The 26,801-nt window shown below is 41.8% G+C and carries 27 protein-coding genes; 17 read left to right on the plus strand and 10 right to left on the minus strand.

Annotation, left to right across the window (positions count from 1 at the left end; translation table 11 throughout):
• Window positions 1-124 precede the first annotated feature (124 nt).
• The 4 genes from BMW98_RS08335 to BMW98_RS08350 form a co-directional block, all read right to left on the minus strand.
• Window positions 125-2,677, minus strand: coding sequence for a tetratricopeptide repeat protein (locus BMW98_RS08335; protein WP_090258037.1), 2,553 nt, complete (start codon window positions 2,675-2,677; stop codon window positions 125-127).
• 35 nt (window positions 2,678-2,712) lie between these two features.
• A complete protein-coding gene (gene gatC, locus BMW98_RS08340; RefSeq protein WP_090258038.1) occupies window positions 2,713-3,009 on the minus strand; it encodes an Asp-tRNA(Asn)/Glu-tRNA(Gln) amidotransferase subunit GatC in 297 nt (98 codons plus the stop codon).
• On the minus strand, window positions 2,996-3,742 hold the full coding sequence (locus BMW98_RS08345) for a lysophospholipid acyltransferase family protein (protein WP_090258039.1): 747 nt from the start codon (window positions 3,740-3,742) through the stop codon (window positions 2,996-2,998). Before BMW98_RS08345 ends, gatC begins: the two co-directional genes overlap by 14 nt.
• 119 nt (window positions 3,743-3,861) lie before the next feature.
• Window positions 3,862-4,533 (minus strand): pyridoxamine 5'-phosphate oxidase family protein, encoded by a 672-nt coding sequence (locus tag BMW98_RS08350; protein WP_090258040.1) that lies wholly within the window; start codon window positions 4,531-4,533, stop codon window positions 3,862-3,864.
• 82 nt (window positions 4,534-4,615) lie between these two features.
• Here BMW98_RS08350 and BMW98_RS08355 point away from each other — a divergent pair, with 82 nt between their 5' ends.
• The 6 genes from BMW98_RS08355 (at window position 4,616) to BMW98_RS08380 (ending at window position 9,740) form a co-directional block, all read left to right on the plus strand.
• Complete coding sequence (locus tag BMW98_RS08355; RefSeq protein ID WP_162844704.1) at window positions 4,616-6,091, plus strand: aminotransferase-like domain-containing protein; 1,476 nt, start codon at window positions 4,616-4,618, stop codon at window positions 6,089-6,091.
• Window positions 6,092-6,186: 95 nt separating this feature from the next.
• The gene (locus BMW98_RS08360; RefSeq protein ID WP_090258042.1) at window positions 6,187-6,531 is read left to right on the plus strand and encodes a YciI family protein; all 345 of its coding nucleotides are present in this window, start codon (window positions 6,187-6,189) and stop codon (window positions 6,529-6,531) included.
• Window positions 6,532-6,695: 164 nt separating this feature from the next.
• The gene (locus BMW98_RS08365) at window positions 6,696-7,946 is read left to right on the plus strand and encodes an RNA polymerase sigma factor (RefSeq protein ID WP_090258043.1); all 1,251 of its coding nucleotides are present in this window, start codon (window positions 6,696-6,698) and stop codon (window positions 7,944-7,946) included.
• A gap of 67 nt (window positions 7,947-8,013) precedes the next feature.
• Window positions 8,014-8,439, plus strand: a complete 426-nt coding sequence (locus BMW98_RS20665; RefSeq protein ID WP_090258044.1) for a response regulator transcription factor — start codon at window positions 8,014-8,016, stop codon at window positions 8,437-8,439.
• 93 nt (window positions 8,440-8,532) lie between these two features.
• Window positions 8,533-9,051, plus strand: coding sequence for a DUF4199 domain-containing protein (locus BMW98_RS08375; RefSeq protein ID WP_090258045.1), 519 nt, complete (start codon window positions 8,533-8,535; stop codon window positions 9,049-9,051).
• A 62-nt stretch (window positions 9,052-9,113) separates the two neighbouring features.
• Window positions 9,114-9,740 carry a DUF1684 domain-containing protein gene (locus tag BMW98_RS08380; protein WP_162844705.1) on the plus strand — a complete coding sequence of 209 codons (627 nt, stop codon included), beginning with the start codon at window positions 9,114-9,116 and terminating at the stop codon, window positions 9,738-9,740.
• Between the two features lie 3 nt (window positions 9,741-9,743).
• On the opposite strand, the gene BMW98_RS08385 is transcribed toward BMW98_RS08380, so the two are convergent.
• On the minus strand, window positions 9,744-10,490 hold the full coding sequence (locus BMW98_RS08385) for a DUF5995 family protein (RefSeq protein ID WP_090258047.1): 747 nt from the start codon (window positions 10,488-10,490) through the stop codon (window positions 9,744-9,746).
• A gap of 179 nt (window positions 10,491-10,669) precedes the next feature.
• Here BMW98_RS08385 and BMW98_RS08390 point away from each other — a divergent pair, with 179 nt between their 5' ends.
• The 3 genes from BMW98_RS08390 to BMW98_RS08400 all read left to right on the plus strand — a co-directional run bounded on the left by BMW98_RS08390 (window position 10,670) and on the right by BMW98_RS08400 (window position 13,334).
• Window positions 10,670-12,172, plus strand: coding sequence for a sensor histidine kinase (locus BMW98_RS08390; RefSeq protein ID WP_090258048.1), 1,503 nt, complete (start codon window positions 10,670-10,672; stop codon window positions 12,170-12,172).
• A gap of 2 nt (window positions 12,173-12,174) precedes the next feature.
• Complete coding sequence (locus BMW98_RS08395; protein ID WP_090258049.1) at window positions 12,175-12,606, plus strand: response regulator; 432 nt, start codon at window positions 12,175-12,177, stop codon at window positions 12,604-12,606.
• A gap of 77 nt (window positions 12,607-12,683) precedes the next feature.
• Entirely contained in the window at window positions 12,684-13,334 is a 651-nt protein-coding gene (locus BMW98_RS08400) for a response regulator (protein ID WP_090258050.1), read from the plus strand.
• On the opposite strand, the gene BMW98_RS08405 is transcribed toward BMW98_RS08400, so the two are convergent.
• On the minus strand, window positions 13,331-14,386 hold the full coding sequence (locus BMW98_RS08405) for a hybrid sensor histidine kinase/response regulator (RefSeq protein ID WP_090258051.1): 1,056 nt from the start codon (window positions 14,384-14,386) through the stop codon (window positions 13,331-13,333). The two genes, BMW98_RS08400 and BMW98_RS08405, sit on opposite strands and share 4 nt — an antisense overlap.
• The gene (locus tag BMW98_RS08410; protein WP_090258052.1) at window positions 14,379-14,822 is read right to left on the minus strand and encodes a response regulator; all 444 of its coding nucleotides are present in this window, start codon (window positions 14,820-14,822) and stop codon (window positions 14,379-14,381) included. The genes BMW98_RS08405 and BMW98_RS08410 overlap by 8 nt, the downstream gene beginning before the upstream one ends.
• Window positions 14,823-15,257: 435 nt before the next feature.
• Between BMW98_RS08410 and BMW98_RS08415 the strand changes: the two genes are divergently transcribed.
• Window positions 15,258-15,704: a hypothetical protein gene (locus BMW98_RS08415; RefSeq protein WP_090258053.1), complete on the plus strand. Its 447-nt coding sequence runs from the start codon at window positions 15,258-15,260 to the stop codon at window positions 15,702-15,704.
• Here the strand turns inward: BMW98_RS08415 and BMW98_RS08420 are convergent.
• A complete protein-coding gene (locus BMW98_RS08420; protein WP_090258054.1) occupies window positions 15,697-16,716 on the minus strand; it encodes a VWA domain-containing protein in 1,020 nt (339 codons plus the stop codon). The two genes, BMW98_RS08415 and BMW98_RS08420, sit on opposite strands and share 8 nt — an antisense overlap.
• A 105-nt stretch (window positions 16,717-16,821) precedes the next feature.
• On the opposite strand from BMW98_RS08420, the gene BMW98_RS08425 reads away from it, so the two are divergent.
• The 6 genes from BMW98_RS08425 (at window position 16,822) to BMW98_RS08450 (ending at window position 22,571) form a co-directional block, all read left to right on the plus strand.
• The gene (locus BMW98_RS08425) at window positions 16,822-17,223 is read left to right on the plus strand and encodes an OsmC family protein (RefSeq protein WP_090258055.1); all 402 of its coding nucleotides are present in this window, start codon (window positions 16,822-16,824) and stop codon (window positions 17,221-17,223) included.
• A complete protein-coding gene (locus BMW98_RS08430; protein ID WP_090258056.1) occupies window positions 17,223-17,459 on the plus strand; it encodes a hypothetical protein in 237 nt (78 codons plus the stop codon). The genes BMW98_RS08425 and BMW98_RS08430 overlap by 1 nt, the downstream gene beginning before the upstream one ends.
• 72 nt (window positions 17,460-17,531) lie before the next feature.
• Window positions 17,532-19,592 (plus strand): ATP-binding protein, encoded by a 2,061-nt coding sequence (locus tag BMW98_RS08435; protein ID WP_090258057.1) that lies wholly within the window; start codon window positions 17,532-17,534, stop codon window positions 19,590-19,592.
• Between the two features lie 14 nt (window positions 19,593-19,606).
• A complete protein-coding gene (gene bioD, locus BMW98_RS08440; RefSeq protein ID WP_162844706.1) occupies window positions 19,607-20,218 on the plus strand; it encodes a dethiobiotin synthase in 612 nt (203 codons plus the stop codon).
• Window positions 20,211-21,512 (plus strand): adenosylmethionine--8-amino-7-oxononanoate transaminase, encoded by a 1,302-nt coding sequence (gene bioA / locus BMW98_RS08445; RefSeq protein ID WP_090258059.1) that lies wholly within the window; start codon window positions 20,211-20,213, stop codon window positions 21,510-21,512. Before bioD ends, bioA begins: the two co-directional genes overlap by 8 nt.
• Before the next feature lie 57 nt (window positions 21,513-21,569).
• Window positions 21,570-22,571 carry a helix-turn-helix domain-containing protein gene (locus tag BMW98_RS08450; RefSeq protein ID WP_090258060.1) on the plus strand — a complete coding sequence of 334 codons (1,002 nt, stop codon included), beginning with the start codon at window positions 21,570-21,572 and terminating at the stop codon, window positions 22,569-22,571.
• 108 nt (window positions 22,572-22,679) lie between these two features.
• Here BMW98_RS08450 and BMW98_RS08455 read toward each other — a convergent pair whose 3' ends face one another.
• Window positions 22,680-23,783 carry a DUF2911 domain-containing protein gene (locus tag BMW98_RS08455; protein WP_090258061.1) on the minus strand — a complete coding sequence of 368 codons (1,104 nt, stop codon included), beginning with the start codon at window positions 23,781-23,783 and terminating at the stop codon, window positions 22,680-22,682.
• Window positions 23,784-23,868: 85 nt separating this feature from the next.
• Window positions 23,869-24,288, minus strand: a complete 420-nt coding sequence (locus tag BMW98_RS08460; protein ID WP_090258062.1) for a GNAT family N-acetyltransferase — start codon at window positions 24,286-24,288, stop codon at window positions 23,869-23,871.
• 240 nt (window positions 24,289-24,528) lie between these two features.
• On the opposite strand from BMW98_RS08460, the gene katG reads away from it, so the two are divergent.
• A complete protein-coding gene (katG, locus tag BMW98_RS08465; RefSeq protein WP_090258063.1) occupies window positions 24,529-26,748 on the plus strand; it encodes a catalase/peroxidase HPI in 2,220 nt (739 codons plus the stop codon).
• The last annotated feature ends 53 nt before the right edge of the window (window positions 26,749-26,801 follow it).

The raw sequence follows: 26,801 nt of genomic DNA on the forward strand, positions 1-26,801 counted from the left end.
ATCTAATACTATTTTATTACACGAAAGGTTTAACGAACCCAAAACAATAAAAAGAATTTTGCTAGCCGAATTGACTTTACGTGAGCGGAATACCTTGCGGATTACAGGTTAAAAAGCCGCGCGGTTATTCATTATTGTTTCTTCGTGCTTCCAGTTTTTGGTTGAATGTTTTGGCTACCTCAAAATACTGCTCGTATTCAACCAAAGTAGAATATTTGTCTAAAGCGGTACGGCCAAAGCTCGAAAGCCCATTCTCTACGCATTGATAAATGTAGGCTTCTAAGAGTTGGGGTGATTTATTATTAATGGAAACGGCCTCTTGCAAAAGCTTGTAAACGTTGTCGGTGCTTGCTCCATGTTTCTCTAATAATTCTATCGCTGTTAAGGTAGACTGCGCATCGAAAGCATTCATACTGGCTACCCTGGTAAGTGCATTGGCATACGCAGTACTATCTCCATTTTGGAGCGATTTAGCTTCGGCTAGGGCTTGGCTTATATCTGCACCTTCAGTGTATTGGCGCATATTTTTTACTGCTTCAATAAATTCATAAAGCTGCTCGTCTTGATAAGCCCGCGCTTTCGATTCGTTTACATATTTTACCGTTTCTTCATTCAGGCCTTGATCGAAACACCAGATGGCTTTGACAAACAGCTGGAAACCAGAGCTAATAGGGCTTCGGGCAATCACTATATCAAGGGTCTTGAAAGCCTCATTCACCATGCCTTCGTCATATAGCAGTATTGCTTTGGCCAATAGAAGGAAACTATCGTACTGCTCGTTTTTAGGGTTTTCTAAATAGTAGTTGAGCGCTTCTAGCACTTTTTCCCCTTGTGTGTCGCCTTGAGTTATGGCGGCATTGTATAGGTAGAAAAGTTCGCTCCTAACCAGCAAAGTATCGGGCGCAGGCGAATAGTTAAACGGAATGTCGAGCTTTTGCTCATTTGCCAATGCTTGGCGATTGATCTTTACATGAATATTGTCCGTGTGACTATAGTTTGCCGTAGTGTCAAAATTAATGAGTGAGGCTACATCGTAGTTGAGGGCGGCTAAGTTGCCTTCGCTAACTATAGAGGCGCCAGCGCGGCTTTTGCTCAGGTACTTGTAGGCCGAATCGTAGCTTTCGAATCGATAATGTGCTAGCGCCAAGTTGTTTTGCACTTCAGCATTGTATGTTGCTTCAGGTGTTTGTTGCAAGGTGGTAAGCTCTCTGTAGATGTCATCACTTTCTGCGTAGCTATTGGCTAGTTTTATTCTTGCTTTGGCGTGCTCTTGACCTCTAAAAATACTGCGTAACTGGTTGCGGCTTTCGGCTGGTTTACCGCTCTCTCTTAATAGGCGCGAAAGCCCATAGTTTGCTTTGAAATTGTAAAACTCATAGTAAACACTTTGGTCGTAGTATTGCTTGGCAATAAGGTCATTTTCTACATGCTCGCCCAAAGCGCCTAGCATGGCATATTGCCCTGCTTTTACCTGATAGAAGGGCCTGTATTCTGTGTAGAAAATTCCACCCAAGAATAAAATGAAACCCATAAGCCGAAGGGTGAGAATGGCAGTTCTTTCACCTTGGTAATAGATTTTCCAAACGGGTAATTTCTGTAGCACTTCGGGCAAAAAGTTGATGAGCGTATACACAAAGTAAGCAACACCCATAGTGAAATGCGCCAGTATAATCGCCCAATCTAGGCCACTTCTAAGCGCATCAGTGCCAGTAATGTCGCAATAGGCGTACAGGCCAAGGGTAAGTGCAGCAGCAATGGGGAAGAGCACCTGCTTTAAAAGCCCTAACTGTTGCTCGATCTCATAACTCTTGTGGCGATTGTCAAAGCTAAAATAGGCCGCCACAACTGAACAAAGTAGTAGCGTACGTGGCTCAATCAGGAAGATGTCAAACTGAATATCGCCATTCTTTTCCATAAAAAGCGCCACACAAATGAGTAGGTAGATAATGCCAATAATGGAGAAATGAATGAGTCCGTTTTTACCATTAGAAGCTGAGCTTGTGGTTACCTTAAAAAAGATATAGATGTTTTCGCCCGCAATGAAAAGAATGAAAAGTGCCGCGAGAATAGCTGGCCCCATCACGCTGAATGCCGTGGCCACCATGGCGGTGTTTTCCGTACGGGCGAACAAGGCAAAAAGTACAATCAAAGTGGTGTAAACCAAGGCACTCATCCCTAATCGGAGGGCAAAGCTGCTATGTGGCTTAAAAGCCTGAAAATAGTAGGTAAGCGCAAAGTAAGCACCCATTAACCCATAAGTAATGTATTCTTGGGCAAAGCCTAGCTCTTCTAATCTTAGCTGAGAAATCATTAGAATGATTATGCCGGATCCCAGTAGAAAACTAAACCTATCGAGTAGGGAGATGGTGGCCGTAATAAGCCACATGGCCATTACAAAAAGCCCGAGCAATACATACTGAGGCCATTCTAAATACTGCAGCTCACCAACAGTAAACTTTTGCCAAGAGAGGATTTGGTCAATGCGGACTCCACTTGGTTTGCCGTTTAATTGAAAGTACTCCAACAGCAGCGGACGGACTTGAAAGTCTGTCTCGGTATCCCAAGGCAAAATTAGGCTGTCGCCTGTAACCCAGGCGTAAATGAAGAATATGGCACTAAAAGCAAACAGTGCAATGGCCAGCTTTTGGAGTACGGATGTTATGCGTTGATCGAGCATGTGTGAGTGTGATGCATTAATTACGCTGAAAAGCGTTAATCATTGCGCTTCAGTACTTTAGGGACTTTAAAAAAGTCATCATTTTTTGATGGTGCGTTCTTGAGTGCGGCTTCGTGGCGGATGGTTTTTTCGGCTACATCTTTACGCAACACATTCACTTCGGCTGTCATGTGCGTAAGTGGCGCTACACCAGTGGTGTCTACTTCCTTTAACTGCTCCACCCATGTAAGGATCTTACTCAAATCCTCAATTAGCTTAGGCTCTTCTTCAGGTTTTACGTTCAACCTAGCCAAATGGGCAACTTTGTGCAGGGCTTCTTTATCTACCTTCATATGCTCCTATTTCCTCGAGTTTGTTTTCAATAACCGCTCTCACTTTTTGCTTTAGTTCGGCCACCGCTTTATCGTCCGTTCCTGTTGGCCAAATGGCTTTGTGTACATGTATTTCAACACGGCCGGGGTGCATGGTAAGCGGCATTTTATCAGGTAAAAGTATGTGATTGTAAGGAATTGTGATAGGCACAATGGGAATTTGTTCTTCTACCGCAATGCGAAAGCTTCCCTCTTTAAAATTCACCATGTGTGGTGGGTTTTTGCTCAGAATTCCTCCTTCGGGGAAAAAGACCACGCTAAAGCCTTTGTGAATGGCTTCTTTTACCTTTAGCCAGCTATTGTGGCGGCTTCTTAAACTGCCCCTATCTACTAAAATATGTAGCCTGCTGTACATAAAGCCCCAAAGCGGCACTTTTCTTAAGGAAGCCTTCCCAATAAACTTAAAGTTGTGCCAAATGAGCCCAACAGTTGGGATGTCTAGGTAAGAAGTATGATTTGCGCAGAAAAGGTATCGCTGTTTAGAATTTACCTTTTCTTCAAAGTATAGCTTGGTTCGGTTAAGAAATAGGAAAAAGAAAAACACCCGGGCCCAAATAAAGTTTAGTGGTGCGGCCAATCCTTCGAAAGGCTTAACAAAGATAGCCAGAAGAAAGAAGGGGAGTAGGGCTAAAAAAGTGAGTAAGAAGACTAAGAGCCCGTAAACCGAATAAAGGGTTAAAAGTACCTTTTTCATTTGGGCGCGAAGATAGGGCAAATTCTTTTTTTGTGCCCCTAATGTGCGCGCTTAGTTATGAGTGGTAACAGTAAGTGTTAAGGTTTCGCTCGGAGTGATACCCAAAAGAATCCGCTCACTTAACCTTGAACCCCATGATTTACAAACCTAAAACCCTTAACAGATTCAGGTGTTTCCAGCTCCGGCTTTGCGTCAGCGTTTTTAACCACTTTGCCAGGGTTGGTTTCTATTTCCAACACTCCTGCCCAAACATCCAAGTCCATGTCGGCTAGCTCATCGTTGGCGCCTTCGTCACGGATTTTTGCTGAGGCATCGGTAATTTCAATGCCAACAACCAGAGTAGCATCTAGCTCTTTTTGATTTGGTTCGCGGGCTTCTTTCCATCTTCCGGGTATCATATTGTCCACTATCAATTCTAGCGCCTCCATTTTGTCAGCATCGTTTGCTACCAAAAACGGTTTACCAAAAACCGTGGCCGAACGGTAGTTCATCGAATGATGAAAAACTGAACGCGCCAGTACGAGTCCATCTAAATGAGTAACTGTAAAACTCACTTGTGACTGATTCAGTAGACTGAGCATCATACGGTTTTTCATAGATCCGTGAATGTAGACTACATCTCTTTTACGGCCGTAGGCTGTTGGTATTACAATAGCGGTGCCTTCAAAAGTGTAAGGAACATGGCAAAGAAAATGGGAGTCGAGAATCTCATAGATTTTAGTTTTGTCGTAAGTGGCGCGTTTCGGCCCTCGCATTACTTTGTTCAGTGGTTTTTTTTCGAATTCAGCCATAAGATCGAATTGTTAAGTACTCAAATGTCTATATTTATTGGACTACCACTGTAATCCAGTTTTTATATATAAAGTAGTCCGGTTGATTTCCTTACAAAACCTTATCAGTCTCAATAGGCTTTCCGAGCAAGCATTGTATGTTCAGTTGAGCAATGGAATTGTTCAACTCATTAAATCGGGTGTTTTGACGAGTGGAATGAGGCTGCCAAGTAGTAGAACTTTGGCGGTAGATTTTCATGTGCACCGGAAAACTGCCATAGCTGCTTACGATGAACTTGTAAGTCAAGGTTGGGTTGATATTTTGCCCTCAAAGGGAGCCTTTGTAAGCAATGAGCTGCCAACGGTAAAGACTCAAGGTTTTGATGATAAGGCTAATGGTGGGGTGACTGAAAAGTCGGGTTTTCGATTCTATAAAAGAGAGTTTCTTCACAGGTACTTACCTTCGGTAACCAGCGAGTTTACTTTAGATGAGGGGATTCCTGATGTGCGGATAGCGCCTGTTCAGGAGCTTATTCGACATTATAAGCGCATCGTTTCACGAGCGTATAACGCTAAATATTTGTCTTATGGTTCAGTGTATGGCGATGAGCTGTTAAGGAATACTTTGGCAGGTTATCTAAAGGAAACTAGAGGCATGCAAGTAAGCCCCGACCAGATTATTATTACACGGGGGAGTCAAATGGGGATGTATTTGGCTTGCAAAATTTTGTTTAGAGAGGGTGGTTTGGCTGTAGTTGGAGACACCAATTATGTAGCGGCTACGCTAACACTTCAAAATGCAGGTGCCAAGTTGATTTATGTCCCCGTAGATGACAAGGGAATTGATACCCATAAGCTGGAAGAGGTCTGTAAAGCTAAGCCCATACGAGCAGTTTATGTAACCTCGCATCACCATCACCCAACTACAGTTACTCTAAGTGCCGACCGTAGGATTCACCTTTTGCAATTGGCTCAACAATACGGATTTGCCATTATTGAAGATGATTACGACTATGATTTTCATTATCGGAATGCGCCAATGCTGCCGCTCGCAAGCGCAGACCGGTCGGGTAATGTGCTTTACATTGGGGCAATTTGTAAAATAGTTGCGCCAGCTTATCGCGTAGGGTATTTGGTTGGTCCGAAGGATTTTATAGAGGAGCTAGGGCATGTTCGTAGAATAATTGACAGGCAAGGAGATACGCTTTTGGAAAGATCTGTAGCCATGATGATTGAGCATGGAGATTATCAGAGACATTCTAAGAAAGCCTTGAAGCTTTATAGGGAAAGGCGTGATCATTTCTGTGGATTGCTGAAGCAAGAGTTGGGCGAATATCTTAAATTCAAAGAGCCGGAAGGAGGGATGGCTGTTTGGGCAAAGCTACGGCAGGGCATGAATTGGAGTAGAGTGGCAGAGCTTTGTAAGCAGCGCGGACTAATTATCCCTAACTATGAAAACTATAACTATAGAAAGACGGCAGACAATGGTTTGAGATTGGGCTTTGCGTCCATAAATAAAGAAGAGCAAAAAAGAGTGGTTGGAATTTTAAAAGAGGCGATGGATTTAGTGAGTGAATAAATTTTTTTAAAAAAATGTCCCCTGAGTTTCGGTCAAACGTCAACTCAATAAATCGCGATAGTTAATTCAATTCAAAACACTTAAAACGAAACAAAATGCAAAAGTATTTATGTCTATTTAGAGGAGGCGATGAGCGCATGGCCACTATGTCTCCAGAAGAAGTTCAAGCCCATATGGATGAATGGAGAGTTTGGATGGAAGGTTTGGCCGAAAAAGGGCTTTTAATCGATAGTTTGCCATTAAAGGCTGAGGGCAAACAGGTGTCGGGTGGCGGCAAGGTTGTTACCGATGGGCCATTTGCCGAGGGTGCCGAAATTGTAGGTGGTTATTTAATGATGAACGCCACGTCTTTAGACGAGGCCGTAGCTCAAACCAAAGGATGTCCAATTTTGGATGCTGAAGATGGTCATATAGAAGTGAGAGAGATTGTGGATATGTAAAATCATATCTCGTGCTGAACAAGTTCAGCATCTTTGAATCTCGACCAAAATATGTCGCCCTGAGCCAATTCTGAATATTCGGGGCAGGGTGACGTATTTCTTAGGGTTATTTTTTTGAGGCAATTAGTACTTTTAATATCTGGAGTTACCTTATAAGCACCGCCATGCCTTCTCAAAACACCATAAACCAGCAACTGGATACGCTCTTTAGGCACGAATACGGAAAGCTTGTCTCGCTTTTTGCCAATAAATACGCTCCCCACTTAATAGATGCTATTGAAGATGCCGTGCAGGAGGCACTGTTGAAAGCAGCCAAAGTTTGGGCATTTAAAACGGTGCCCGATAACCCAACGGCTTGGTTATACCGTGTTGCCAACAATCAGCTGATAGACTATTTGAGAAAGCAAAACCGCGCTGTTGAATGGGAGGGAAATGTGGCCGAAGCTGCTAGCGAAGGGCAAAGCGATATTGAAGAAAAAGAGCTGATTGATGATCAGCTAAGGATGATTTTTGCATGCTGCCATCCATTAATGAAGCCTGCTGAGCAGTTGATGTTAAGTCTCAAGTTGCTTTGTGGTCTTTCGGTAAAAGAAATAGCCAGGGCTTTGCTTAAGAATGAAGAAGCGACCAAGCGCGCGATAACCAGAGCCAAGCAAAAATTTAAGCACGATGTTGGTGAGTTGGTTGTGCCAAGTGGAGCTGCCCTTATCGAGCGATTGGAGACGGTATTGCAAGTAATTTACCTGCTCTTTAACGAAGGGTACAAGGCAACAGAAGGACCAGAACTCATTCGAACCGATTTGTGTGAAGAAGCCATTCGGTTAGCATTTTTATTGACAAACGAACCCAACTGCGACAAAGGAGAGCTAAAAGCGCTTATTGCAATGATGCTTTTTAAAGCCGCTCGTTTTCCGGCCAGAATGGATGAATCGGGGCGTTTGCTGACCTTAGCTGAGCAAAACCGCAGCTTGTATGACGAAGGGCATATTCAATGGGGCTGGCAGTTTTTGCAGGATTCCTCAAAGTTTGAAGGTACTTCCGTGTACCAACTAGAGGCTGCAATTGCCTGCTATTATACCACAGCGTCCACCTACGAAAAGACCAATTGGAAAGCAATTTTAGGGCTTTACGATACTTTAAAGGAAATAAAACCATCGCCAGTGGTTTTAATGAGTCGCGTTGTGGTGTTGAGCAAGGTTGCTGGTGCTAAGGCTGCTTTAAAAGAAATGACAGCAATAGAAGCAGAGATCAAAGGGAATCAGTCGTTTTTGGCGCTAAAGGCAGATTTGTTGGCTGATGTTGGTGAGTGGTCCAAGGCACGGGTGTACCTTCAAAAGGCTATTTCGCAGGCACAGAATATTACAGAAAGAAGGTTTTTAGAGAAGAAATTGCAAGGGTGGGTGGGGAAAGCATAGTCTCTTGCAAAATTGCTTTTTCAAGCTAGTCTGGTTTTAGTAGTTTCAACCCACATTCTTAGTAATTATGTTGAAAACCATCTTCCGGTTTGGGTTGATTATAGCCGCATTGCTTATTCTGTTCGAACTCAGCAAAGCGTCTTTGTTCATCCCAGAACTTTCGAGCGATGTTATCATAGCCCTGAGTGGTGCCGTGTTTGTTGGTCTCGGTATTTACGTTGGACTAAAGCTGCGCAAAGAACGAATTGTAGAGGTTACTGCGCCAGTGGCCATAGACCATGAGCAGGTTAAAACACTCGGGTTATCGGAGCGAGAAATGGAAGTGCTGCAATTAATTGCCGAAGGTTTTTCAAACAAGGAGGTGGCCGAAAAACTCTTTCTTTCTGAGAGCACTATAAAAACACATGTTTCCAATCTTTTTGTAAAGCTTGATGTGAAGCGCAGAGCACAAGCCGTAACCAAGGCTAAGGCTTTGAGAATTATTCATGCTTAAACTTTTGTTGGCCTCGTTTTACTATTTTGGTACTAAAGTATGAGTGCTAAAACCGCGCTTTTGCCCTGTTTTGGGTCAAACTAAACAACAGTTATGAAAAAGATTATTCAAAAGTACGGAGTGATAAGTAGTGCCTTGGTAGTGGGTATTCCATTGCTCACTATTCCAATAATGGGTACAGGCCCCGAGTCTTTTGCAGCGGGAGAAGTAGTTGGCTACTCTACAATTCTGGTTGCAGAATTACTCATATTGTTAGCCCTGTATTCTTACAAAAAGGAACAAAATGGACTGCTCACTTTTGGCGAAAGCATGAAGCTGGGTACGAGTATTGCGGCCTTGGGAGGGCTTGCTTTTGGTCTTTATAATGTGGTGTATGTACTTATAATTGACCCCAAATTCAATGAGAAGTACTTTGCGTATAGTATGGGGCTTGATGTTAACTCACCAACGTTTAAGCAACAGTTTGATGTTTTTATGGCCGACCAAGGCTTTATGATGTCCGTGCCAGGGCAGTTTTTATTAATGTTCCTTACGGTTTTTCTTATCGGCTTTATTATCACCATTGTGGGTGGTCTTATTTTTCAGTCTAAAGGCAAAGCTGTTAAAGCGTAAGCATTACGCAGAATTTTTTGGTTGATACACATAGCTGGTATTATGTTTGTCTTATGCCAGCTATGAAGTTTTTACAGGGAGCATTTTTTTATGTGCTTATCTTTTCTGCCCAAATGCTTACTGCCCAAATGCTTACTGCCCAAAGTACTTATGAAAAGGAGATAGAGGTCTATCAGGAAGAGTTGAATGCAGAATATCGCGATAAGGATAAATCACCGCTGTCGCGCAAAGAGCGTTTGGCATTTAAGGGGCACGATTTCTTTCCTATTGACGAAGAGTACCGCGTAATAGCCAAGTTTGAGCCTACACCTGATGCTAAACCTTTTCCGTTGGGGACCAGTAAGGGCACTACAAAAATTTATAAGGCTATTGGTAACCTGCACTTTGAACTGGACGGAAAATCCTATGTTTTGGAAGCTTATTTAGAGCAGAAACGGTTTACTATTCCTGGTATGAAAGTGTATGTGTTTCTACCAATTATTGACGAAACAACTGGCAATTCTACTTATGGGGCAGGAAGGTATTTGCACTATGAGGGAATTCCTGAAGGAACAGAATGGGTGATCGATTTCAATAAACTGTATAACCCATACTGTGCATATAGTGATGATTATGAGTGCCCGATGGTGCCTGAGGCAAATCATTTGCCCATCCCCATCGAGGCAGGAATTCGTGGGCCGGAACATTAACGTTTAGCTTGTTAGAACAGGAGCTATTCTACTTACTTTTTTCCATTCGAACAGTTTAATAAAGCCAGCTATTAGGTTGAGAGGCAAGCCAGGTTTAGCCAAATCTTTACCTAGCCAAGCAATAGAGTGGTCTCGGTCTTGCAGCAGTACCAATCTATCTTCAGCATTGGCCGAATGGTAGTTTTGGGCAAAGTCCCAAGCACCATCTCGAGCGATTTTTATGCTAAAGTCTACTAATCTTTCGTCTAGTTTTCCAGCAAAAACATCGAGTAAACTAATGATAGGGGATATTTTATTGATTTCGTCTTGAACACCTTCCACCATGGAAGATAGCAGCGAGTTGATTTTGTAAAAGTCCCCTTTTAAGTTTTCAAGGTTGGCGCCCGCAACTTCTGCAGCTGCAATGCCCAGGTCGAGGTTTATGTGTGCATTAATACCCAAAAGCAGGTGTTGCAGTACCAGCGGCCAAAACGCGTGGCTCTGATCGAAGGCAATTTGCCAGGCTGCAGTAGGTTTGGCGCCATCTTTATAAGCTGTGTAAGCCGCGAGGTAACGGTTGGCAAAGATGACGTCAAGTTGTTCCATGCGCTCATTGTTCTCAAAATCCTTATTGATAATGCCATCTTTTACGGCAATAGTTACTTTTCGATAAAGAATAGGGAAGAATGCGAGTTTGGAGTTTTGGGCAATAGTCTCAGCTATTATCTCGTCAAGGTGCTGAATAACTTCGTTTATGGTGTGTGCTTGCATAGTTTAAAGATAGCCTTTTAGTTCTTAGCTTGATAAGATTGATTTAGGCTTAGTTTTCTTGCGCTAATCATCTAAACAGTACCATTTTCGAACAAGTGGACTTCATTGTAGTTCTTTCTTTGGAGCAGCGCTTAAGCTTTTTTATATTTCTTAGAATTCTTTCCCCTTACAATCATTAAATGAAGGAGTATCTACAAGACACAAACCTCGGGCTAGAAAACCTGAACGATTTGTACAATGACACCATGCAGGCTGTTCGGTTGGGGTATTGGCAATTGGATATAGTCAACAATAAGCTCTTTTGGAGCCCGGTGGTCTATGAAATTCATGAGGTAGACCCGAGTGAAGAAGTTGATGTTGAAAAGGCCATAAAATTTTATCATAGAGACTTTCAGGACTTAATATCTGAAGCCTTGAACAAGGCCATTAACGATGGTGAATCCTGGGATTTAGAATTAAAAATTGTTACCAAAACAGGTGTCCCTCTTTGGGTAAGGGCCATTGGAAAAGCCGAATTTGAAAATGGAAAAGCAGTAAGGCTGAGGGGGCTTTTTCAGGATATTGATTGGCTAAAAACTAGAGAACAAGAACTGCTGGAAAGTCAGTCAGCACTTAAAGAGGCTGAGGATATGGCAGGGCTAGGCAATTGGAAGTGGTATGTGGAGTCGGACAAGCATTTTTGGTCTGAGGGTAGGTTTAAAGTGTTGGGCTACGATGCTGACGAGGTCGCTCCATCATTTGAGGCTGCCATGGAGTTGGTTCATGTGGAGGATAGGCCGTGGGTGGAAGAAAAGGTTAGAACTGCCATAGTTAATAAAGAAAGCTATGAGATTACTTATAGAATTATCACCCCAAAGGGAGAATTGAAGGTTTTAGTTGATAAGGGTGACTTTGTTGAGTCTTTAACTTATAAGGCAAGCTACTATTTCGGGATAGTTCGGGATATAACAAAGGATCATTTGAGAGAGCAGAAACTTCAGGAGTCTCTAAAGTCCTTAGAGCGATCTAACAGGGAACTGAAAGATTTTGCTTACGTGGCTTCTCACGATTTGCAAGAACCTCTTCGGGGCATTACTAGTTACCTTCAACTGCTAGAGATGGGCTATGCCAACCTATTTGATGATGAAGCCAAAATGTATATGGATAGCATCATTAATGCATCTACCCGAATGAAAAAACTCATCAATGATTTACTGACTATTTCGCGTTTGGATACAGCGAACAGACAGGCTGAACAGGTAGACTTGAACGAGGTGTTGAGCATAGTGGAGGCAAATCTAGAGATGAGTATTAGCGAGTCGGGAGCCGAAATTAGCTATGCGGAGTTGCCGGTAGTTACCGGGGATGAAAGTAGAATGGTGCGTTTGTTTCAAAACTTAATTGGTAACGCAATTAAGTTTAGAAGGGCTGGTGTGGTACCTAAAGTTGAAATTGAGTGGGAGCAAGTTGGTCAGAAGGTAGGGTTTAAGGTTAGTGATAACGGTATCGGAATTAAGCCAGATTATTTTGATAGAATCTTTACCATTTTTCAAAGACTCCATACACGCGAAGAGTACGAAGGTACCGGGGTAGGGCTGGCAATTTGTAAGAAAATTGTAGAGTCGCATGGGAGTCGCATTAAAGTAGAAAGTGAAGTGGGGAAGGGAAGCAGTTTTATATTTGAGTTAGATAAGGGAATGTAAAAATGAAATTTAGAATCTTATTGGTTGAAGATAGTTTGGAAGATATTGTGCTAACTAAGCTGGCATTTTCAAAGTCAAACGTACCAGCAGAAATAGATGTGGTAAATGATGGCGAAGAGTGTTTGAGTTTTTTAAGAAAAGAAGAGCCTTTCACTGATGCTAAAGTACCCGACTTAATATTGTTAGATTTAAACATGCCTAAACTGAATGGAAAGCAGGTTTTAGAAGTGGTTAAAACGGATCCTGAATTAAAGCATATTCCTACCGTTGTGCTAAGCACTAGTAAACATAAGGTAGATGTAGAGGAGAGTTATGAAAGGTTCGCAAATAGTTACTTAGCCAAACCCATAGATTTCAATGAGTTTTTAGACTTGGTCAAAGAAATTGAAACTTTCTGGCTAAAGATAGTTAAATTGCCCAATTCAACTGAATAACAAAAGGTTAGCATGGTAGATTACACAGTGATTCTCAGTGTGTATCCTATGTTTTCATAACTAATTACATACACTTAATGATAGCCAAAATTAGAGTTCTGATAGTAGATGATCATACGATGATTCGTGATGCGCTGAGGAATTATTTCGTAAATGACGACCGTATTGAAGTGGTTAATCAGGCCAAAAACGGAAAAGAGGCTTTAGAGAAAGTGGCCGAGCTAGACTTGGACTTAGTGCTGACAGATATTAGCATGCCGGTAATGGATGGTCACGATTTGGCCAAAGCACTTAAGGCTGACTACCCTAGCTTAAAGGTTATTGTGCTGAGTATGATAAACGAATCGAAGCAAATTAAAAGAATGCTAGCAACAGGTGTTGATGGTTACGTTTTGAAAAACTGCGATAAGGAGGAACTTGCCGCAGGAATCAAGCAGGTAATGGAAGGGGAAAGCTATTATAGCCCAAATGTGGTTCATAAAATCATGGAAGGGCTTTCTAAGCGAAATGGAACTGAACGAAGCGTAATTGAAATGCCTCTATCTTCTAGAGAAAAAGAGGTGTTGAAGCTTGTGATGAAGGAGTACAGCAACAGTGAAATAGCAAACGAGTTGTTTATTAGCGTAAGAACAGTAGAAGCGCACAAGCGTAACCTTTTGGAAAAAACTGGCTCAAAGAATTTGGTGGGTTTGGCTATTTATGCTGTTGAAAAGGGATTGATCGACTAACCCTTTTTGCCTTTGTAAAACGAAGTGAAAATGTTAGTTCCCTTTCCTGGTCTGGTGTCAATTTCTATTAAACCACCATGCGAATTTACGCGGCTTTCAATACTGTGAAGCCCAAAGCAGTTTTTACTTTCTAATATCTCACTTTTGTCAAAACCGATCCCATCATCTTCAGTCATTAGGTAAATATGGTCTGGGTAATCAATTAACTGTACCATCATATTGTTAGCCTTCGAGTGCTTAATGGCGTTGGTAGAAAGCTCTTGTACAATTCTAAAAATGGTGAGCTTTAAGCTTTCTTCCGGTTCTTGATCTAGGTTAGTAATAAACTCAAAAGTGATCTCCGATGAGTCCTCTAAATCTTCCATAAGTCCTTCTATTGCCTCAGAAAGGCTCATTTCAGCAATAGATCTGGGCATTAGTGAGTGAGAAATATTGCGAATTTCATCAATGGTAACTGAAAGGTTTTCAGTACATTTTTCGTATTGAGCCCTTTGCCTTGAGTCGAACTTGTGAATTGCCGACCTTAAAAGACCGAGACTTAGGGATACCACCGTTAGACTTTGTACAACACCATCATGTAGCTCTTTCGCAATTCTAACTCGTTCCGTGTCTTGCGCTTCGAGCACAGAATCTAGCAGTTTTTCCCGGTTTCTGTCGTTCTCGAACTTTAGTTTATGTCTTTCAATGGCATATTCTATCGACTTCTCTAGCAGTCGAGGGTTGTACTCGCCTTTTACTATATAATCTTGGGCACCTTTTTGTATCAACCGCTTGGCCATGCTTAGGTCAGCCATGCCAGTAAGAATGATTATTGGGCTTTTAGGAGCATTCCGCTTAACCTGATAGAAGCTATCTTCGCCATAAGAGTCCGGTAGGGAAAGGTCTAGGAGAATTGCACCGGGCGTGTTTTTTTCAAGACACTCAATTGCTTCGGCAAGTTTTACAGCTTCTTTAATTTTCCAATTATTTAGCCCGCTTGTCGATAGGAACTTCTTGAGCAAGAACCTGTCGTCAAAGTTGTCCTCAATTAGTAAGATGCTATTCTCAGACATGATAATCGTTTTTATTTGGTAGAATAGCTACCCTGGACCAAAAGGAAACAATGGCTTTTGCGGTTTCTGAAAACTCGTTAAGATCTTGAGGCTTTCTAATAAAACAACTAGAGTAGTTTTTGTAACTCTCTAACATGTCTCTATAGTCACCAATAGATGTGAGTACTATTACAGGTATCTGTCTTAGAGATTTCTGAGATTTGACAAACTCCAATAGGCTTAATCCAGACTCTTTGGGTAAGCCAAGGTCTAGTATGATAAGGTTAGTTTTCGATTTTCTTTTTGATTCTTCGGCCTGTAAATGAGCAATGGCTTCATCTACATCTGTTTTGTTAGTGACGCTTATCTGTTCACTATGTTCTTGCAATGTTCTTTTTAATAGCTCAAAATCTTCCAGATTATCTTCTACTATTAAAATCTCAAGAAAGTTATTCATACAACTTGCTGTTCATTAATGCTTTGGTAAAAAAAAGCCGTGATTGTGAGGGATATCTAAAATACAATATAATGTATTAATGTAAAAAGCACTTTTTTAAACTCGTAGTGCTTGGTTTAATATCACTTTACGTGTATTTGTTTGACGATTTAGTGTATGTAAAGAATTGGTCTTTTGTAGGGGTAAATGTTTTTATGGAATTGATTATGGTGTAAGCAATTGGTTTTTAAGTGATTGCGATGTTTTGTTTTTTGAGTGTTGAGAACTTTTTTCAGGCGAAGAAGTCTGTCTACGTGAAACACGTAATTCTTGCTCAAACTACAGTTTATTATATATAGAAAATAGGAATTTAACTGTGTAGCATGTTCTTTTAGGTAAATGATTTGCAACTGTAGATCTGACAGGTTGCATTTTTTTAATGGGGAGTTAGTTAATATGATGAATCAGATTAGAAGGCAAGAGGATAGACCGGGTATATTCTATTTAAAGAGACAGCTTGATGTTATAAGCGAAATCAACAATACCTTTCGAGCATACCAACCACAAATGTGTAGCCCAAGTTTGGTCAGTAATGTTTTGCTATCGTTAGGCTACAATGTTTCCAATTACAATGTAGATACCAATGTTTTCAAAACTAGGGTGGATCTAAAGCTTCTGGAGCAGTGCCTAGTACCAATATTAGATTGTTTGAGCAGGAGTTGCTCTAATCAATTGGAGGTTAATTTAGCCATGGTAGGTTGCTGTTTACAAGTGTTGCTAAAGGTGGAAGATAGTAGTGCCGTGGGGAATTCTGTAGTGGGTACTTTTGCCATTGAAACCTTGCAAAAAGCAGGGATTGGGGTGAATGTATCACCCCAGGAACTTGCCATTACCATTAATTAGTACCCAAATTACAGCTGCCATTAAAGTCCGAAGCATCAAAAAAGGTGTTTGAATGCCCTTTGAGCGCTCCTTTTACTGCTTCAATTGTAAGCTGATTGCTGCCTGATCTTTTTGGCGAGCAGTATTCTAGTAGGTAGTAACTATTGGCTCTTCCGTTAATTAAATCGCCTATTTCTCTAAATCTATCGAGCAGCTCGCCAATGTTGGCGGCCGAAACAAAGCTGGTTTTACCGATTGATTTTAGTACCGATTCATCAATTTCTCCTCCTAAACCTATGGTGTATAAAGCGATGTCGCTATCTGCTTTTTTCACTGCTTCAAGTGCCTGGCCTTTGGTTTTTCTATTGGCTTGATCCGTGCCATCTGTAAAAATAACCACAGCACTAGAGGCAATTTCTTCCAGCTCACGGGTTTGCGCCAGTTTTTGACTGGCAACATCTATCCCCTGAATTACCGCACCATAAAGGTTGGTTGAATTGTCCGAACTCATTGAAGGAGTAATGCTTTCGATAGCAGCTTTTAATGTGGCTCTATCAGTGGCTTGCCCTTGCAGTTGCTTAATATTTTCGGATCCATCGAACCACCATATTTCCATTTTTACAGCTTGTGCAGATGGAGCTCCTTCAGAAGGTACCACTTCATCAATAAAGCTTTTGGCAGCATCTTTCAAAGAGGCCAGGTTTTCGCTGCCTAAAACACTGCCGCTCAAATCGAGCAACAAGGTTATGTGGTAATCGAACACCTGCTCGTTGGGCTGAATTTTTCGGGTAGCTTCAAATGATGATATTTCAGATCCGTTTTCATAAATGATAAAATCACTTTCGGAAAGGCCTGCTACACCATTTCCAGCATCATCTTCTACCTTAAAAAAGACAGAGACATTGGAGGGGAGTTTAACGAATTGGTTCTCGATGGTAACACGAAGCTTTGGCGAATCATCGTTGTTTCCACCGCAAGCCAATAGCAAAAACATGCTCGCAAAGAGCATTGAAATGTTGGTTAAGCGTTTCATAAATCATTAGCTTTTAGGTAATGGGAGAACATGAAACTTATCGGCTTATTGTGCGGTTAAAACTTTAATTGATTTAAATTTGCCCACCTATTAAAAACGAGCAATATGAGAACTACCACAACGTTATTGGGAGATTATGAGTACGAAGCGGTTAATCCAAATGGCAACAAAGTGCATATAGATATGCGCCCTGCTGAGGAGAAAACAGGGCAGTCGCCAACGGAGCTTTTGCTGTCTGGTCTTTCTGGTTGTGCTGCGGTAGACTTGGTGCAAATGCTCAAAAAACGCAAGCGTACTGTTAATGGATTGAAAATAGAGGCAGATGGAACTCGAAGAGAAGAACACCCTCGTGCTTTCACCCATATCAAACTTCATTTTATTTTAGATTCTCCGGATGCTACTCAGGAAGAGTTTGAAAAGCTAGGCCATATGGCGGCTACTAAATACTGCTCTGTAGCCGGTTCGTTAAGTGCCGAAGTTGATCACGAATTTACAATTAATCGCTAATGCGAGTTGTAAAAGAGATTAATGACAAGGCCTGCAAAATCACAGTCTTTTCTTGGAACGGGAAATACCTGATAAAGCTAGAACAGGGGCCATTTGAACAAACCTATAAGGTGAGTGAAATGGATGTGCTAGAACAAGAAATTGACGAAATTTTAAGTCCAGAGTTTATAGCTGAGTGCTTGGAGCGTTTCCAACAAATGGGAGAAACGCTCTCAGGGGCATTGTCTAAGCTGTAATTGATATTTGCACTCAGGCAGTTTCGTTTATTCATACTTTGAGAATATCTTTATTCCCGAAGTTGGTAACTTATGTCGAGTAGTCTGTTCATCACAATTGTTGTTTGCCTCATTGTTATTACCGTAGTAGTGCTAGCTACAACAAGGCATACTAAGGTATTGAAAAAGCGCCTTATTGAGAGCGAACGTACTCGAAAGCGCACCCGCAATAGCCTCGATCATTTAATGAGGCACTCATCGGATTTCCTTTTTAAATATAACCGTGCGGGCGAAGTAATATCAGCTTCTCCAAACGTGCGCAGGTTGTTGGGTTTTCCCCTCAAAGAGCCCGTGCCAATCAGAAATATTGTTACCAATAGCCCCGTCAATCACCAGCTTTACAAGCATATGCGCCAGGTGTTCGAAACCGGCAGGGTGCGCAATGAGCCGTACTTTATTGAAATCAAGGATAGCTGGGATAATAAGCACATACTTGAAGTATTTGAGGTAGTAAACAAAAACAGTGAGGGCTATATTAAAAACGTAACCGGTATAGCCAGAGATGTAACCGATCAGTACAATGCAGAGCTTGAGTTAAAGCAAAGTGAAAACAAGCAACTCACAATTATTAAGGCATTGCCCGATGCCATTTTTACTATCGACAGAGAGATACGCTATGTAGACTACACTGTTCAGAATGAGGAAGAATTGTGGTTTAAGCCTAGCCATTTTATTGGTAAAAAGGTAGCGGATGTGGTTCCCGAGCCTATGGGGTCAATTTTTACGGCCTATATCGAAAAGGTTTTTGAAACTGGAGAATTACAGCGCATAGAGTACAGCTTTAGGCAGAAAGGGCAAGAGCAGTTTTATGAAGGCCGTATTATTAAGCTAGATGAGCAATTTGTAATGGTTATTTCAAGGCCTATTACCGCTCAAAAGCAAGTGGAGGTGGAGCTTAGAAAGGCCGCCAAAGCTGCGGAATCGGCTGCTCAAGCAAAGTCTAATTTCTTGGCTACTATGAGCCATGAAATTCGTACGCCAATGAATGGCGTAATTGGTATGACAAACCTACTGGCCGAAACCGAGCTTACGGAAGATCAAAAGGAGTATGTGGAAACCATAAAAGCCAGTGGTGAAACATTGCTCAGGATAATTAATGACATTCTAGATTATTCAAAGATTGAATCAGGAAAGCTACAAGTAGATGAGTCCGTGTTATCACTCAAAAAGCTAGTTGATGACTCTGCAAGTCTGATCATGTACGAGGCCAAAAGAAAGAACCTCGCCATTAACACAATCTTTGAGGAAGATACTCCTGAATTCGTTATTTCCGATAGAGGAAGACTAAGGCAAATCTTGCTGAACCTACTTTCCAACGCAGTTAAATTTACAGAGAGTGGTGGTGTTACAGTGTTTGTGTCTTCCGAGTCGCAGTCAGATAAGTCTATTATACTAAACTTCAAGGTGCAAGACACCGGCATTGGAATTCCTCAAGACAAACTGAATTTCTTGTTCAAAGAGTTCTCTCAAGCCGATTCTTCTCATACAAGGAAGTTTGGTGGAACAGGGCTTGGTTTGGCCATTGTTAAAAACCTTGTCAAGTTGCTCAATGGAAAAGTCTCAGTGGAAAGTCAAGTAGGGGTTGGTTCGGAGTTTTCGTTCACTGTAGTGGCCCGAATGGTAAATGAAAGCAACCTACGAGTGATTCGCTCAAAAGCAGGAGAAGAGGAAAATGAGGACAAGAAGGATTGGGTAATTAGCCAGGATTATCCACTGAAAGTGCTTGTTGCAGAAGATAATACCATTAATAGTAAGCTCACTTCTATATTTTTGGAGCGCATGGGGCTTAGTGCCGACTTTGCAATTTCTGGGGAGGAAGTGGTGAGTATGTGCCGTGAGGCTAATTACGATGTGGTTTTAATGGATGTCGCAATGCCTGGTATGGATGGTTACGAGGCTACTCAGGTGCTAAAGCAGGCTGGTAGCGAGGCGGCTCCTTATATTATAGGCGTTTCGGCCAACGCGTTTAAAGAAGATATTAAACGAGCGCTAGATTTAGGCATGGATGACTACCTCTCTAAACCTATCAAGTTTGAAGAGCTGAGAGAAAAAATGATTGTTGCAGGGCAAAAGAAATTCCCAGTTGTGCCTTAACTTGCGCAGCAATTATGCAATATTTTGTTACCGCCATTGGTACTGAAAGTGGCAAAACGCTGATTTCAGCCATTCTTACCGAAGCACTAAAAGCAGATTACTGGAAGCCCATACAGGCAGGCGAACCCGGAGACACGGAGCGCGTTCAGGAGCTGGTTAGTAACCCCATCACAAAGTTTCACCCTGAAACCCACAGGCTAAAGTTGCCCGCTTCGCCACATGCTGCTGCTAAGTACGAGCATAAGGCCATAGCGCTCGATGACTTTATACTACCCGAAACAAATAATGATGTGATTGTGGAAGGTGCCGGAGGAGTTTTGGTACCATTAAACGACCATGATTTTGTGATTGACATTGCCAAGGAGCTTAATTGTGAGGTGGTATTGGTAGCCAACCTGTACCTTGGCAGCATTAACCATACTTTGCTAACGGTAGACTACTTAAAACGAAATGATATTCCAGTGAAGGGAATCATTTTTAATGGCGAAGGAAACGAAGAAAGTGAGCGAATTATTGAAAAGCACTCAGGCTATAAAGTGCTTTTGCGTTTGCCAAAACTGAGTTTGGTGAACCAAAATATTATTCAATACTGGGCTGATGAACTAATGCTGAATTGGTATGCGTGAGTGGATAGAGCGAGATAAAAGTGCAATTTGGCACCCTTTTACCCCATTAATGGGTATGGTTGATCCTTTGATGATTGAGAGGGCAGAAGGAGTGAATTTGTACACTGCTGATGGAAAGAAAATTATAGATGCCATTTCTTCTTGGTGGGTTAATATACATGGGCATAGCCACCCTAAAATCGCCAATGCTATAGCAGAGCAAGCGCATCAGTTAGAACATGTGATCTTTGCTGGGTTTACTCACCAGCCAGCTGTTGAGTTGGCCGAACGTTTACTCAGCATATTGCCAGACAATCAATCGAAAATTTTCTATTCGGATAATGGCAGCACAGCGGTTGAGGTGGGCATCAAAATGGCCTTTCAATATTTCTATAATCAAGGGATTAAAAAGAAGAAGATTATAGCTATAGACGGGGCATACCATGGCGATACTTTTGGGGCTATGTCAGTAGGAGAGCGTGGGCCATTTACCGAACCATTCGACCCGTATTTATTTGATGTGGCTTTTGTCGACTTCCCTTCAAAGGAGAAAGAAGAAGCTGTTTGGAACCAGTTTGAGGCGTTGGTTTCAGCAGGCGATGTTGCTGCCTTTGTTTTCGAGCCTATTGTTCAGGGGGCTTCTGGAATGCGTGTTTATTCAAAAGCGCTGCTGAATAGAATGATAGCCTTGGCCCAGGCGAATGATGTAATCTGTATTGCCGATGAAGTGATGACCGGGTTTGGAAGGTTGGGAACACTATTCGCTGCCGATCAGCTGCAAAATAAACCCGATATATTCTGCTTGAGCAAGGGTTTAACAGGGGGCGTTTTGCCCATGGGTGTTACAAGTTGTACAGATAAAATTCAGGCTGCTTACCGCTCCAATGACCTTATGAAAACCTTCTTTCATGGTCATAGCTTTACTGGCAACCCTATGATTTGTGCAGCCGCCAATGCTTCTTTGGATATTCTTCTAACAGAAGAATGCGAAGAAAACAGAAAGCGCATTAATAGGCGTCATCTTGCATTTGGTGAGCAAATAGAAAAGCATCATTTGGTTAGGAATAGCAGGGTTATGGGCACCATCATTGCCTTTGAAATTAATACCGATAAGGATACTTCTTACTTTAATGAAGCACGCCACCATTTGTACCCATACTTTATTGAAAAGGGACTTTTGATCCGTCCACTGGGTAATGTCATTTACCTTATTCCGCCATACATTATTTCAGATGAGGATTTAGATTATATCTATCAAACTATTCTGAGCTTTTTAGATGAATACGATAGTCTAGCTGCTGTGTCTGCTGACTAAATTAAAACCTGTCTTCTTTTAAACCAATCGACCTCAATAAACGTAAGTACTTACTTAATGAATGAGGTAAGTTTAATAGGGCTTTTTGGAGCTTTAGCAGGAGTTGGTGTGGTTGCCGCTCTACTGATGTTTGGTTTTTTCTTTTTTGTCAAAGGAAAAGAGGATGCAAAAATGAAGGTAGTGGGGCTAATTTTTTTGGCCATTAGTTTACGTTTGGCTAAGTCAATTTTTTACTTCTTGTTTGAAGGCATTGCTCCAATTGGTTTAGCCTTAGGTTTTTTTGGCTTGGCCAGTATTGGCCCACTCGCTTATTTACTATTTGCCAAGGGTGAGAACCTTAAAAATTGGCGCTTTGTACCTCATTCCCTTTTACCAATAGGCGGTGCTATAGTGTGTTTTTTTGTAAGCCCGAGCCCTTGGGAAACCGTTCTGTATAAGTTTGCTACAGGCTTGCTAGCGCTATATTTAGTAGGTGCTTGGATGGCTTTTTCAAAGCAGGTTAAAGCAGATAAGATTACAGGTGTCTGGTATCAAAGGCTTTTGATTGCGTTGGCATTGGTTTGGTCATGTTTTGTTTATCAGCATCTTTCTGGAGATATGTTGGCCTATGCGCTGGGTGCCTTTTTCTGTGCTATAGTTGTTTATTGGTTCTTTTTTCTATCACTGCGCACCCCAGTAGCCATGGGGCGAACACTAAAAATAAACTTGCCTGATGAGAAGGTAGAATTGGTTCAGCAGGCATTTGAAAGTGTTGGTGTTTATAAAAGACCAGGAATAACAATTAATGAACTGTCGAGAGATTTAGAAATACCAGCTTATGTGGTTTCCAAGGCTGTTAAGGAGTTGTATGGTAAATCATTCCCTGAAACCGTAAACCATTTTAGAATAAAAGAGGTAAAAAGGGCCTTGGTAGACCCTGCCAATTCCAACCTTAAAATAGAGTCACTTGCATACGATGTGGGGTTTTCTACTCCCTCATCCTTTTATTATGCTTTTAAAAAACATACTGGAGTAACCCCCACGGGTTTTCAAAAACTATACGAGCTTCAGTCTGCGTAAATTTAAGCGGGAAGGAGCCCTGCATTTTTCTGGCAAGCTTGCTCAAACAACACATGGTTGCTTGCCAAATATTATGCACGACTATTCCCTGCCCCGCTAATGCTCACCTTAGATGCTTGGTATTTTATAAGTGTCGTTTTCTATTTCAGACTTTATCTGATCTAGCCTTGCTTTAAAATTCTCCGGAGTAACTCTGTAAACTTGTTCTAAAGCTTTTAACGATTTCTTTTTGTTGCCGGAGTAATAGTATGCGATTGCCTGATTCAACTTGAGAAACCAAGCTTCTGGGTTGTTTTCAATTTCTCTGCTTAGTAGTTCATGGGCTTGATCTACAGCACCTAATTGCAATAGCATTATGCTAAGGTAGTTCGCTTGGTTAACGTCCATGTTTATTTGGATTGCTTCATCAATGGTCGCGTTCATTTCTGTGGTTCTATCCAGCGCTTTTTGAAGCCTAATTTTGGTAATTAGGTTAGTTGTGTTTCTATTGGCAGCAAAACCATTGTAACCACCATTGATGGATCTGTTCGCCCATGCTAAGGCTTCCTCTAAGTTTGTATTATGATTTAGGCACCAGTTGGCTGCATCGTTCCAAGCTTGCCAGTGGTAAGTGTTAATTCCTCTTAACTCACTTCTAAAGCTTTCAACCACAGTTTTGTTTAGGTCTACGGATACCTCAAAAGGAATGCGTTTTTCGGCCCATTCAAGGGCTATGGTTACGGCATTTTCTTGCCAGTTTAAAAACTCATAGTCGAGCTTTTCCGAAAAACTACAAGCTTCCGATTTTACGTTTACCCTCAGTGTAATATCCTTTTCTAAATCCAGATAGTAGCTTCCCCATTGATTGTTATTGTGTGCAAATAATAGTGTGAAATCTTCACCATTGGGAATAATGTGGAAACCGTACTTCCCTTTCTTTAGCGCCTGACCATTGATCATTACGTCAGTAGAGAAGGAGATAGTGGTGTTCATGTTGGCTCCAGCTCTCCATGCAATTGGATTACCATTTTGAGGTATTATTCCTGGAGTATTCCACACGTCTCTATTGTTTGTAGAAGGGCTTGAGTAATCAATGGAGATATCGGTTACAGCAAGCCTTTGTTTTTCATAAACGTGGTTGCTGATTTGCGGAATGTTTAATGTGTGAAACTGTGCTTCAGAAATGTGCTCAATGAAGAGTAGCAGCAAAAATGTCAGTGTTATTCTTTTCATACTTTTCGTTTTACGATATGCAACAATCGCAAACGAAAGGCGCTCTCAACTCTTGATTTTGAGAATTTGGAGAAGTTTCTAGCTGTTAAAGTAGCTTTTCCATTATTACATAATCGATTCCGCCTTTTCTAAAGGTTTGGTCTGTAGGTTGTAGTCCAAACTTTCTGTAAAACTCGGTTTTGTCTACTCGGGCGTTGCACCAAACCACGTCAATATTAAGCTGGGTAGCTTCTTGCATAATGTGTTCTAATAACTTGGCGCCATAGCCTTTGCCTTGTTCGCTAATTATGGTAGCAAACTTTCTAAACTGAGCGCTTCTTCCTTCAATAAAAAGGGAGATGATAGCAACCATTTTATCTCCTACAAAAAGGCCATAATGTTTGCCTAGTTCATCATTTGGTAGTTTCACGTAATCGAATGGCTTATCTGGCCACATAACATTATGGCGAATTTGCCAGGTCTCTTCATGTGGAATCGGCTTTATTATTGGTTCAGGAGTTTGCATAGGTAGTATCTGCTATTTAAAGCCATTTTATTCTACATGCAAGTTATTGAGGCCTTGTTCTTTTTACTTAAATTATAAAAACAAAACAGTGTGCGGTTGGCTGTGTTTGATAGGTAGTGTTTTGGATTAACGATATTGATGAACTCAATATCATATCGTTTAAATAAATTGAATAAATAATAGTTCGTCAATTTGTTTGGCGAAATTGTTAGTGAAAACAACATAAAACATATCTAAAAAATGGCAGACAATCATTCAGACCTAAATGGAATGGATCCAAGTATGTGCCCATTCTTGGGTGCGGCTCCAAAAGAAAGTGCCGGTGGAGGTACTCGTAACAGAGACTGGTGGCCTAACCAGTTGAAGGTAAATATTCTCAGACAACATTCTTCCCTATCGAACCCTATGGGTGAGGACTTTGATTACGCTGAGGCTTTTAAAAGCCTAGATTATGAAGGGTTGAAGAAAGATTTGAACGACTTAATGACCGACTCGCAAGATTGGTGGCCGGCCGACTTTGGTCACTATGGTGGGCTTTTTATCCGAATGGCTTGGCACAGTGCAGGTACCTACAGAATTGGTGATGGTAGAGGAGGTGCTGGTGCCGGACAACAGCGATTCGCTCCTTTAAACAGCTGGCCTGATAATGCAAGTTTGGATAAAGCGAGAAGGCTACTTTGGCCGATTAAGCAGAAGTATGGCAATAAAATTTCTTGGGCCGATTTAATGGTGCTTGCCGGAAACGTGGCGCTAGAATCTATGGGCTTTAAAACCTTTGGTTTTGCTGGAGGTAGAGAAGATGTTTGGGAACCAGAAGAGGATGTTTATTGGGGCTCAGAAAAAACATGGTTGGATGATAAGAGATACTCTGGTGAAAGAGACTTAGAAGACCCGCTGGCCGCTGTGGTTATGGGATTGATCTATGTTGATCCGGAGGGCCCTAACGGAAACTGGGATCCGGTTTCTGCGGCAAAAGACATTCGCGAGACATTTAAGCGAATGGCTATGAATGATGAAGAGACAGTGGCGCTTATTGCGGGTGGACACTCATTTGGTAAAACCCATGGTGCAGCCGATCCTGGTCAATACGTAGGGCCTGAGCCAGAAGCAGCTCCAATTGAAGAGCAAGGGTTTGGGTGGAAAAACACTTATGGAAGTGGTAAAGGTGCCGATGCTATTACTGGAGGCCCAGAGGTTATTTGGACACAAACACCAACTCAATGGAGTAATAACTTCTTTAAGAATTTATTCGAATACGAGTGGGATCCGCATAGAAGCCCAGCTGGGGCAAAACAATGGATTGCCAGAGATGCTGAGGAGTCTATTCCAGATGCTTTCGATTCGTCTAAAAAGCATAAGCCAACCATGTTGACGACAGACCTGTCGCTAAGAATGGACCCTGAGTATGAGAAAATATCGAGACGTTTTTACGAAAACCCAGACGAGTTTGCTGATGCTTTTGCAAGGGCATGGTTTAAGCTTACTCACCGCGACATGGGGCCTAAAACACGCTACCTAGGACCTGAAGTACCAGCAGAAGATTTAATCTGGCAGGATCCAATTCCAGCAGTTGAGCACGACTTAGTGAATGATAGCGATGTGGAAGCTTTGAAAGGTAAGGTGTTGGCTTCTGGACTTTCAGTGTCTGAGTTGGTTTCTACGGCTTGGGCTTCGGCATCGACTTTCAGAGGTTCGGACAAACGCGGTGGAGCCAATGGTGGGCACATTCGCTTGGCACCAATGAAAGACTGGGAAGTGAATAAGCCTGCTCAGCTTGCTAAGGTGTTAAGTGCTTTGGAAGGCATTCAGAAGGAATTCAATGCTGCGCAGTCTGGCAGTAAGGAAATTTCAATGGCCGACATGATAGTACTTGCAGGTTGTGCGGGTGTAGAGCAAGCTGCTAAGAATGCGGGTAGTGATATCAAAGTACCATTTACCCCAGGCCGTGGCGATGCTAAGCAAGAAGATGTAGAAATGGAGTCTTTTGCTTTCTTAAATCCAGTAGCTGATGGTTTCAGAAATTACCGTCAAACTAAATTTGAGGTTTCTACAGAAGAGCTATTGGTGGACAAGGCGCAACTGCTAACGCTTACAGCTCCAGAAATGACTGTGTTGTTAGGTGGGCTACGTGTAATCGGTACTAATTATGACGGTTCTGAGCATGGCGTGTTTACTGACAAACCTGGCGCTTTGACCAACGACTTCTTTACCAATTTGCTTGATATGTCAACCGAATGGAGTCCTGTAGATGATAAGCAGGAGGTATTTGAAGGAAAGGATAGAAAAAGCGGAGCGGTAAAATGGACTGGTACCCGTGCTGACCTAATCTTCGGTTCAAATTCAGAGCTTAGGGCACAGGCAGAGGTTTATGGTACTCATGATGCGAAGGATAAATTCTTGAAGGATTTTGTTGCTGCGTGGGATAAGGTTATGAACCTTGATAGATTTGATTTGGCTTAAAATCAGCAACTACAATAAGCGTAAAGGGTGGTCATTTGACCACCCTTTATTTT

It is taken from the genome of Roseivirga pacifica, from assembly GCF_900111145.1.
Classification (GTDB): Bacteria; Bacteroidota; Bacteroidia; order Cytophagales; family Cyclobacteriaceae; genus Roseivirga; species Roseivirga pacifica.

Bases quoted from the DNA above. Each gene is read 5' to 3' on its own strand.
- BMW98_RS08335 (WP_090258037.1), bottom strand. From the start codon at position 2,677: ATGCTCGATCAACGCATAACATCCGTACTCCAAAAGCTGGCCATTGCA.
- gatC (WP_090258038.1), bottom strand. From the start codon at position 3,009: ATGAAGGTAGATAAAGAAGCCCTGCACAAAGTTGCCCATTTGGCTAGG.
- BMW98_RS08345 (WP_090258039.1), bottom strand. From the start codon at position 3,742: ATGAAAAAGGTACTTTTAACCCTTTATTCGGTTTACGGGCTCTTAGTC.
- BMW98_RS08350 (WP_090258040.1), bottom strand. From the start codon at position 4,533: ATGGCTGAATTCGAAAAAAAACCACTGAACAAAGTAATGCGAGGGCCG.
- BMW98_RS08360 (WP_090258042.1), top strand. From the start codon at position 6,187: ATGCAAAAGTATTTATGTCTATTTAGAGGAGGCGATGAGCGCATGGCC.
- BMW98_RS08365 (WP_090258043.1), top strand. From the start codon at position 6,696: ATGCCTTCTCAAAACACCATAAACCAGCAACTGGATACGCTCTTTAGG.
- BMW98_RS20665 (WP_090258044.1), top strand. From the start codon at position 8,014: ATGTTGAAAACCATCTTCCGGTTTGGGTTGATTATAGCCGCATTGCTT.
- BMW98_RS08375 (WP_090258045.1), top strand. From the start codon at position 8,533: ATGAAAAAGATTATTCAAAAGTACGGAGTGATAAGTAGTGCCTTGGTA.
- BMW98_RS08380 (WP_162844705.1), top strand. From the start codon at position 9,114: ATGAAGTTTTTACAGGGAGCATTTTTTTATGTGCTTATCTTTTCTGCC.
- BMW98_RS08385 (WP_090258047.1), bottom strand. From the start codon at position 10,490: ATGCAAGCACACACCATAAACGAAGTTATTCAGCACCTTGACGAGATA.
- BMW98_RS08390 (WP_090258048.1), top strand. From the start codon at position 10,670: ATGAAGGAGTATCTACAAGACACAAACCTCGGGCTAGAAAACCTGAAC.
- BMW98_RS08395 (WP_090258049.1), top strand. From the start codon at position 12,175: ATGAAATTTAGAATCTTATTGGTTGAAGATAGTTTGGAAGATATTGTG.
- BMW98_RS08400 (WP_090258050.1), top strand. From the start codon at position 12,684: ATGATAGCCAAAATTAGAGTTCTGATAGTAGATGATCATACGATGATT.
- BMW98_RS08405 (WP_090258051.1), bottom strand. From the start codon at position 14,386: ATGTCTGAGAATAGCATCTTACTAATTGAGGACAACTTTGACGACAGG.
- BMW98_RS08410 (WP_090258052.1), bottom strand. From the start codon at position 14,822: ATGAATAACTTTCTTGAGATTTTAATAGTAGAAGATAATCTGGAAGAT.
- BMW98_RS08415 (WP_090258053.1), top strand. From the start codon at position 15,258: ATGATGAATCAGATTAGAAGGCAAGAGGATAGACCGGGTATATTCTAT.
- BMW98_RS08420 (WP_090258054.1), bottom strand. From the start codon at position 16,716: ATGAAACGCTTAACCAACATTTCAATGCTCTTTGCGAGCATGTTTTTG.
- BMW98_RS08425 (WP_090258055.1), top strand. From the start codon at position 16,822: ATGAGAACTACCACAACGTTATTGGGAGATTATGAGTACGAAGCGGTT.
- BMW98_RS08430 (WP_090258056.1), top strand. From the start codon at position 17,223: ATGCGAGTTGTAAAAGAGATTAATGACAAGGCCTGCAAAATCACAGTC.
- BMW98_RS08435 (WP_090258057.1), top strand. From the start codon at position 17,532: ATGTCGAGTAGTCTGTTCATCACAATTGTTGTTTGCCTCATTGTTATT.
- bioD (WP_162844706.1), top strand. From the start codon at position 19,607: ATGCAATATTTTGTTACCGCCATTGGTACTGAAAGTGGCAAAACGCTG.
- bioA (WP_090258059.1), top strand. From the start codon at position 20,211: ATGCGTGAGTGGATAGAGCGAGATAAAAGTGCAATTTGGCACCCTTTT.
- BMW98_RS08450 (WP_090258060.1), top strand. From the start codon at position 21,570: ATGAATGAGGTAAGTTTAATAGGGCTTTTTGGAGCTTTAGCAGGAGTT.
- BMW98_RS08455 (WP_090258061.1), bottom strand. From the start codon at position 23,783: ATGAAAAGAATAACACTGACATTTTTGCTGCTACTCTTCATTGAGCAC.
- BMW98_RS08460 (WP_090258062.1), bottom strand. From the start codon at position 24,288: ATGCAAACTCCTGAACCAATAATAAAGCCGATTCCACATGAAGAGACC.
- katG (WP_090258063.1), top strand. From the start codon at position 24,529: ATGGCAGACAATCATTCAGACCTAAATGGAATGGATCCAAGTATGTGC.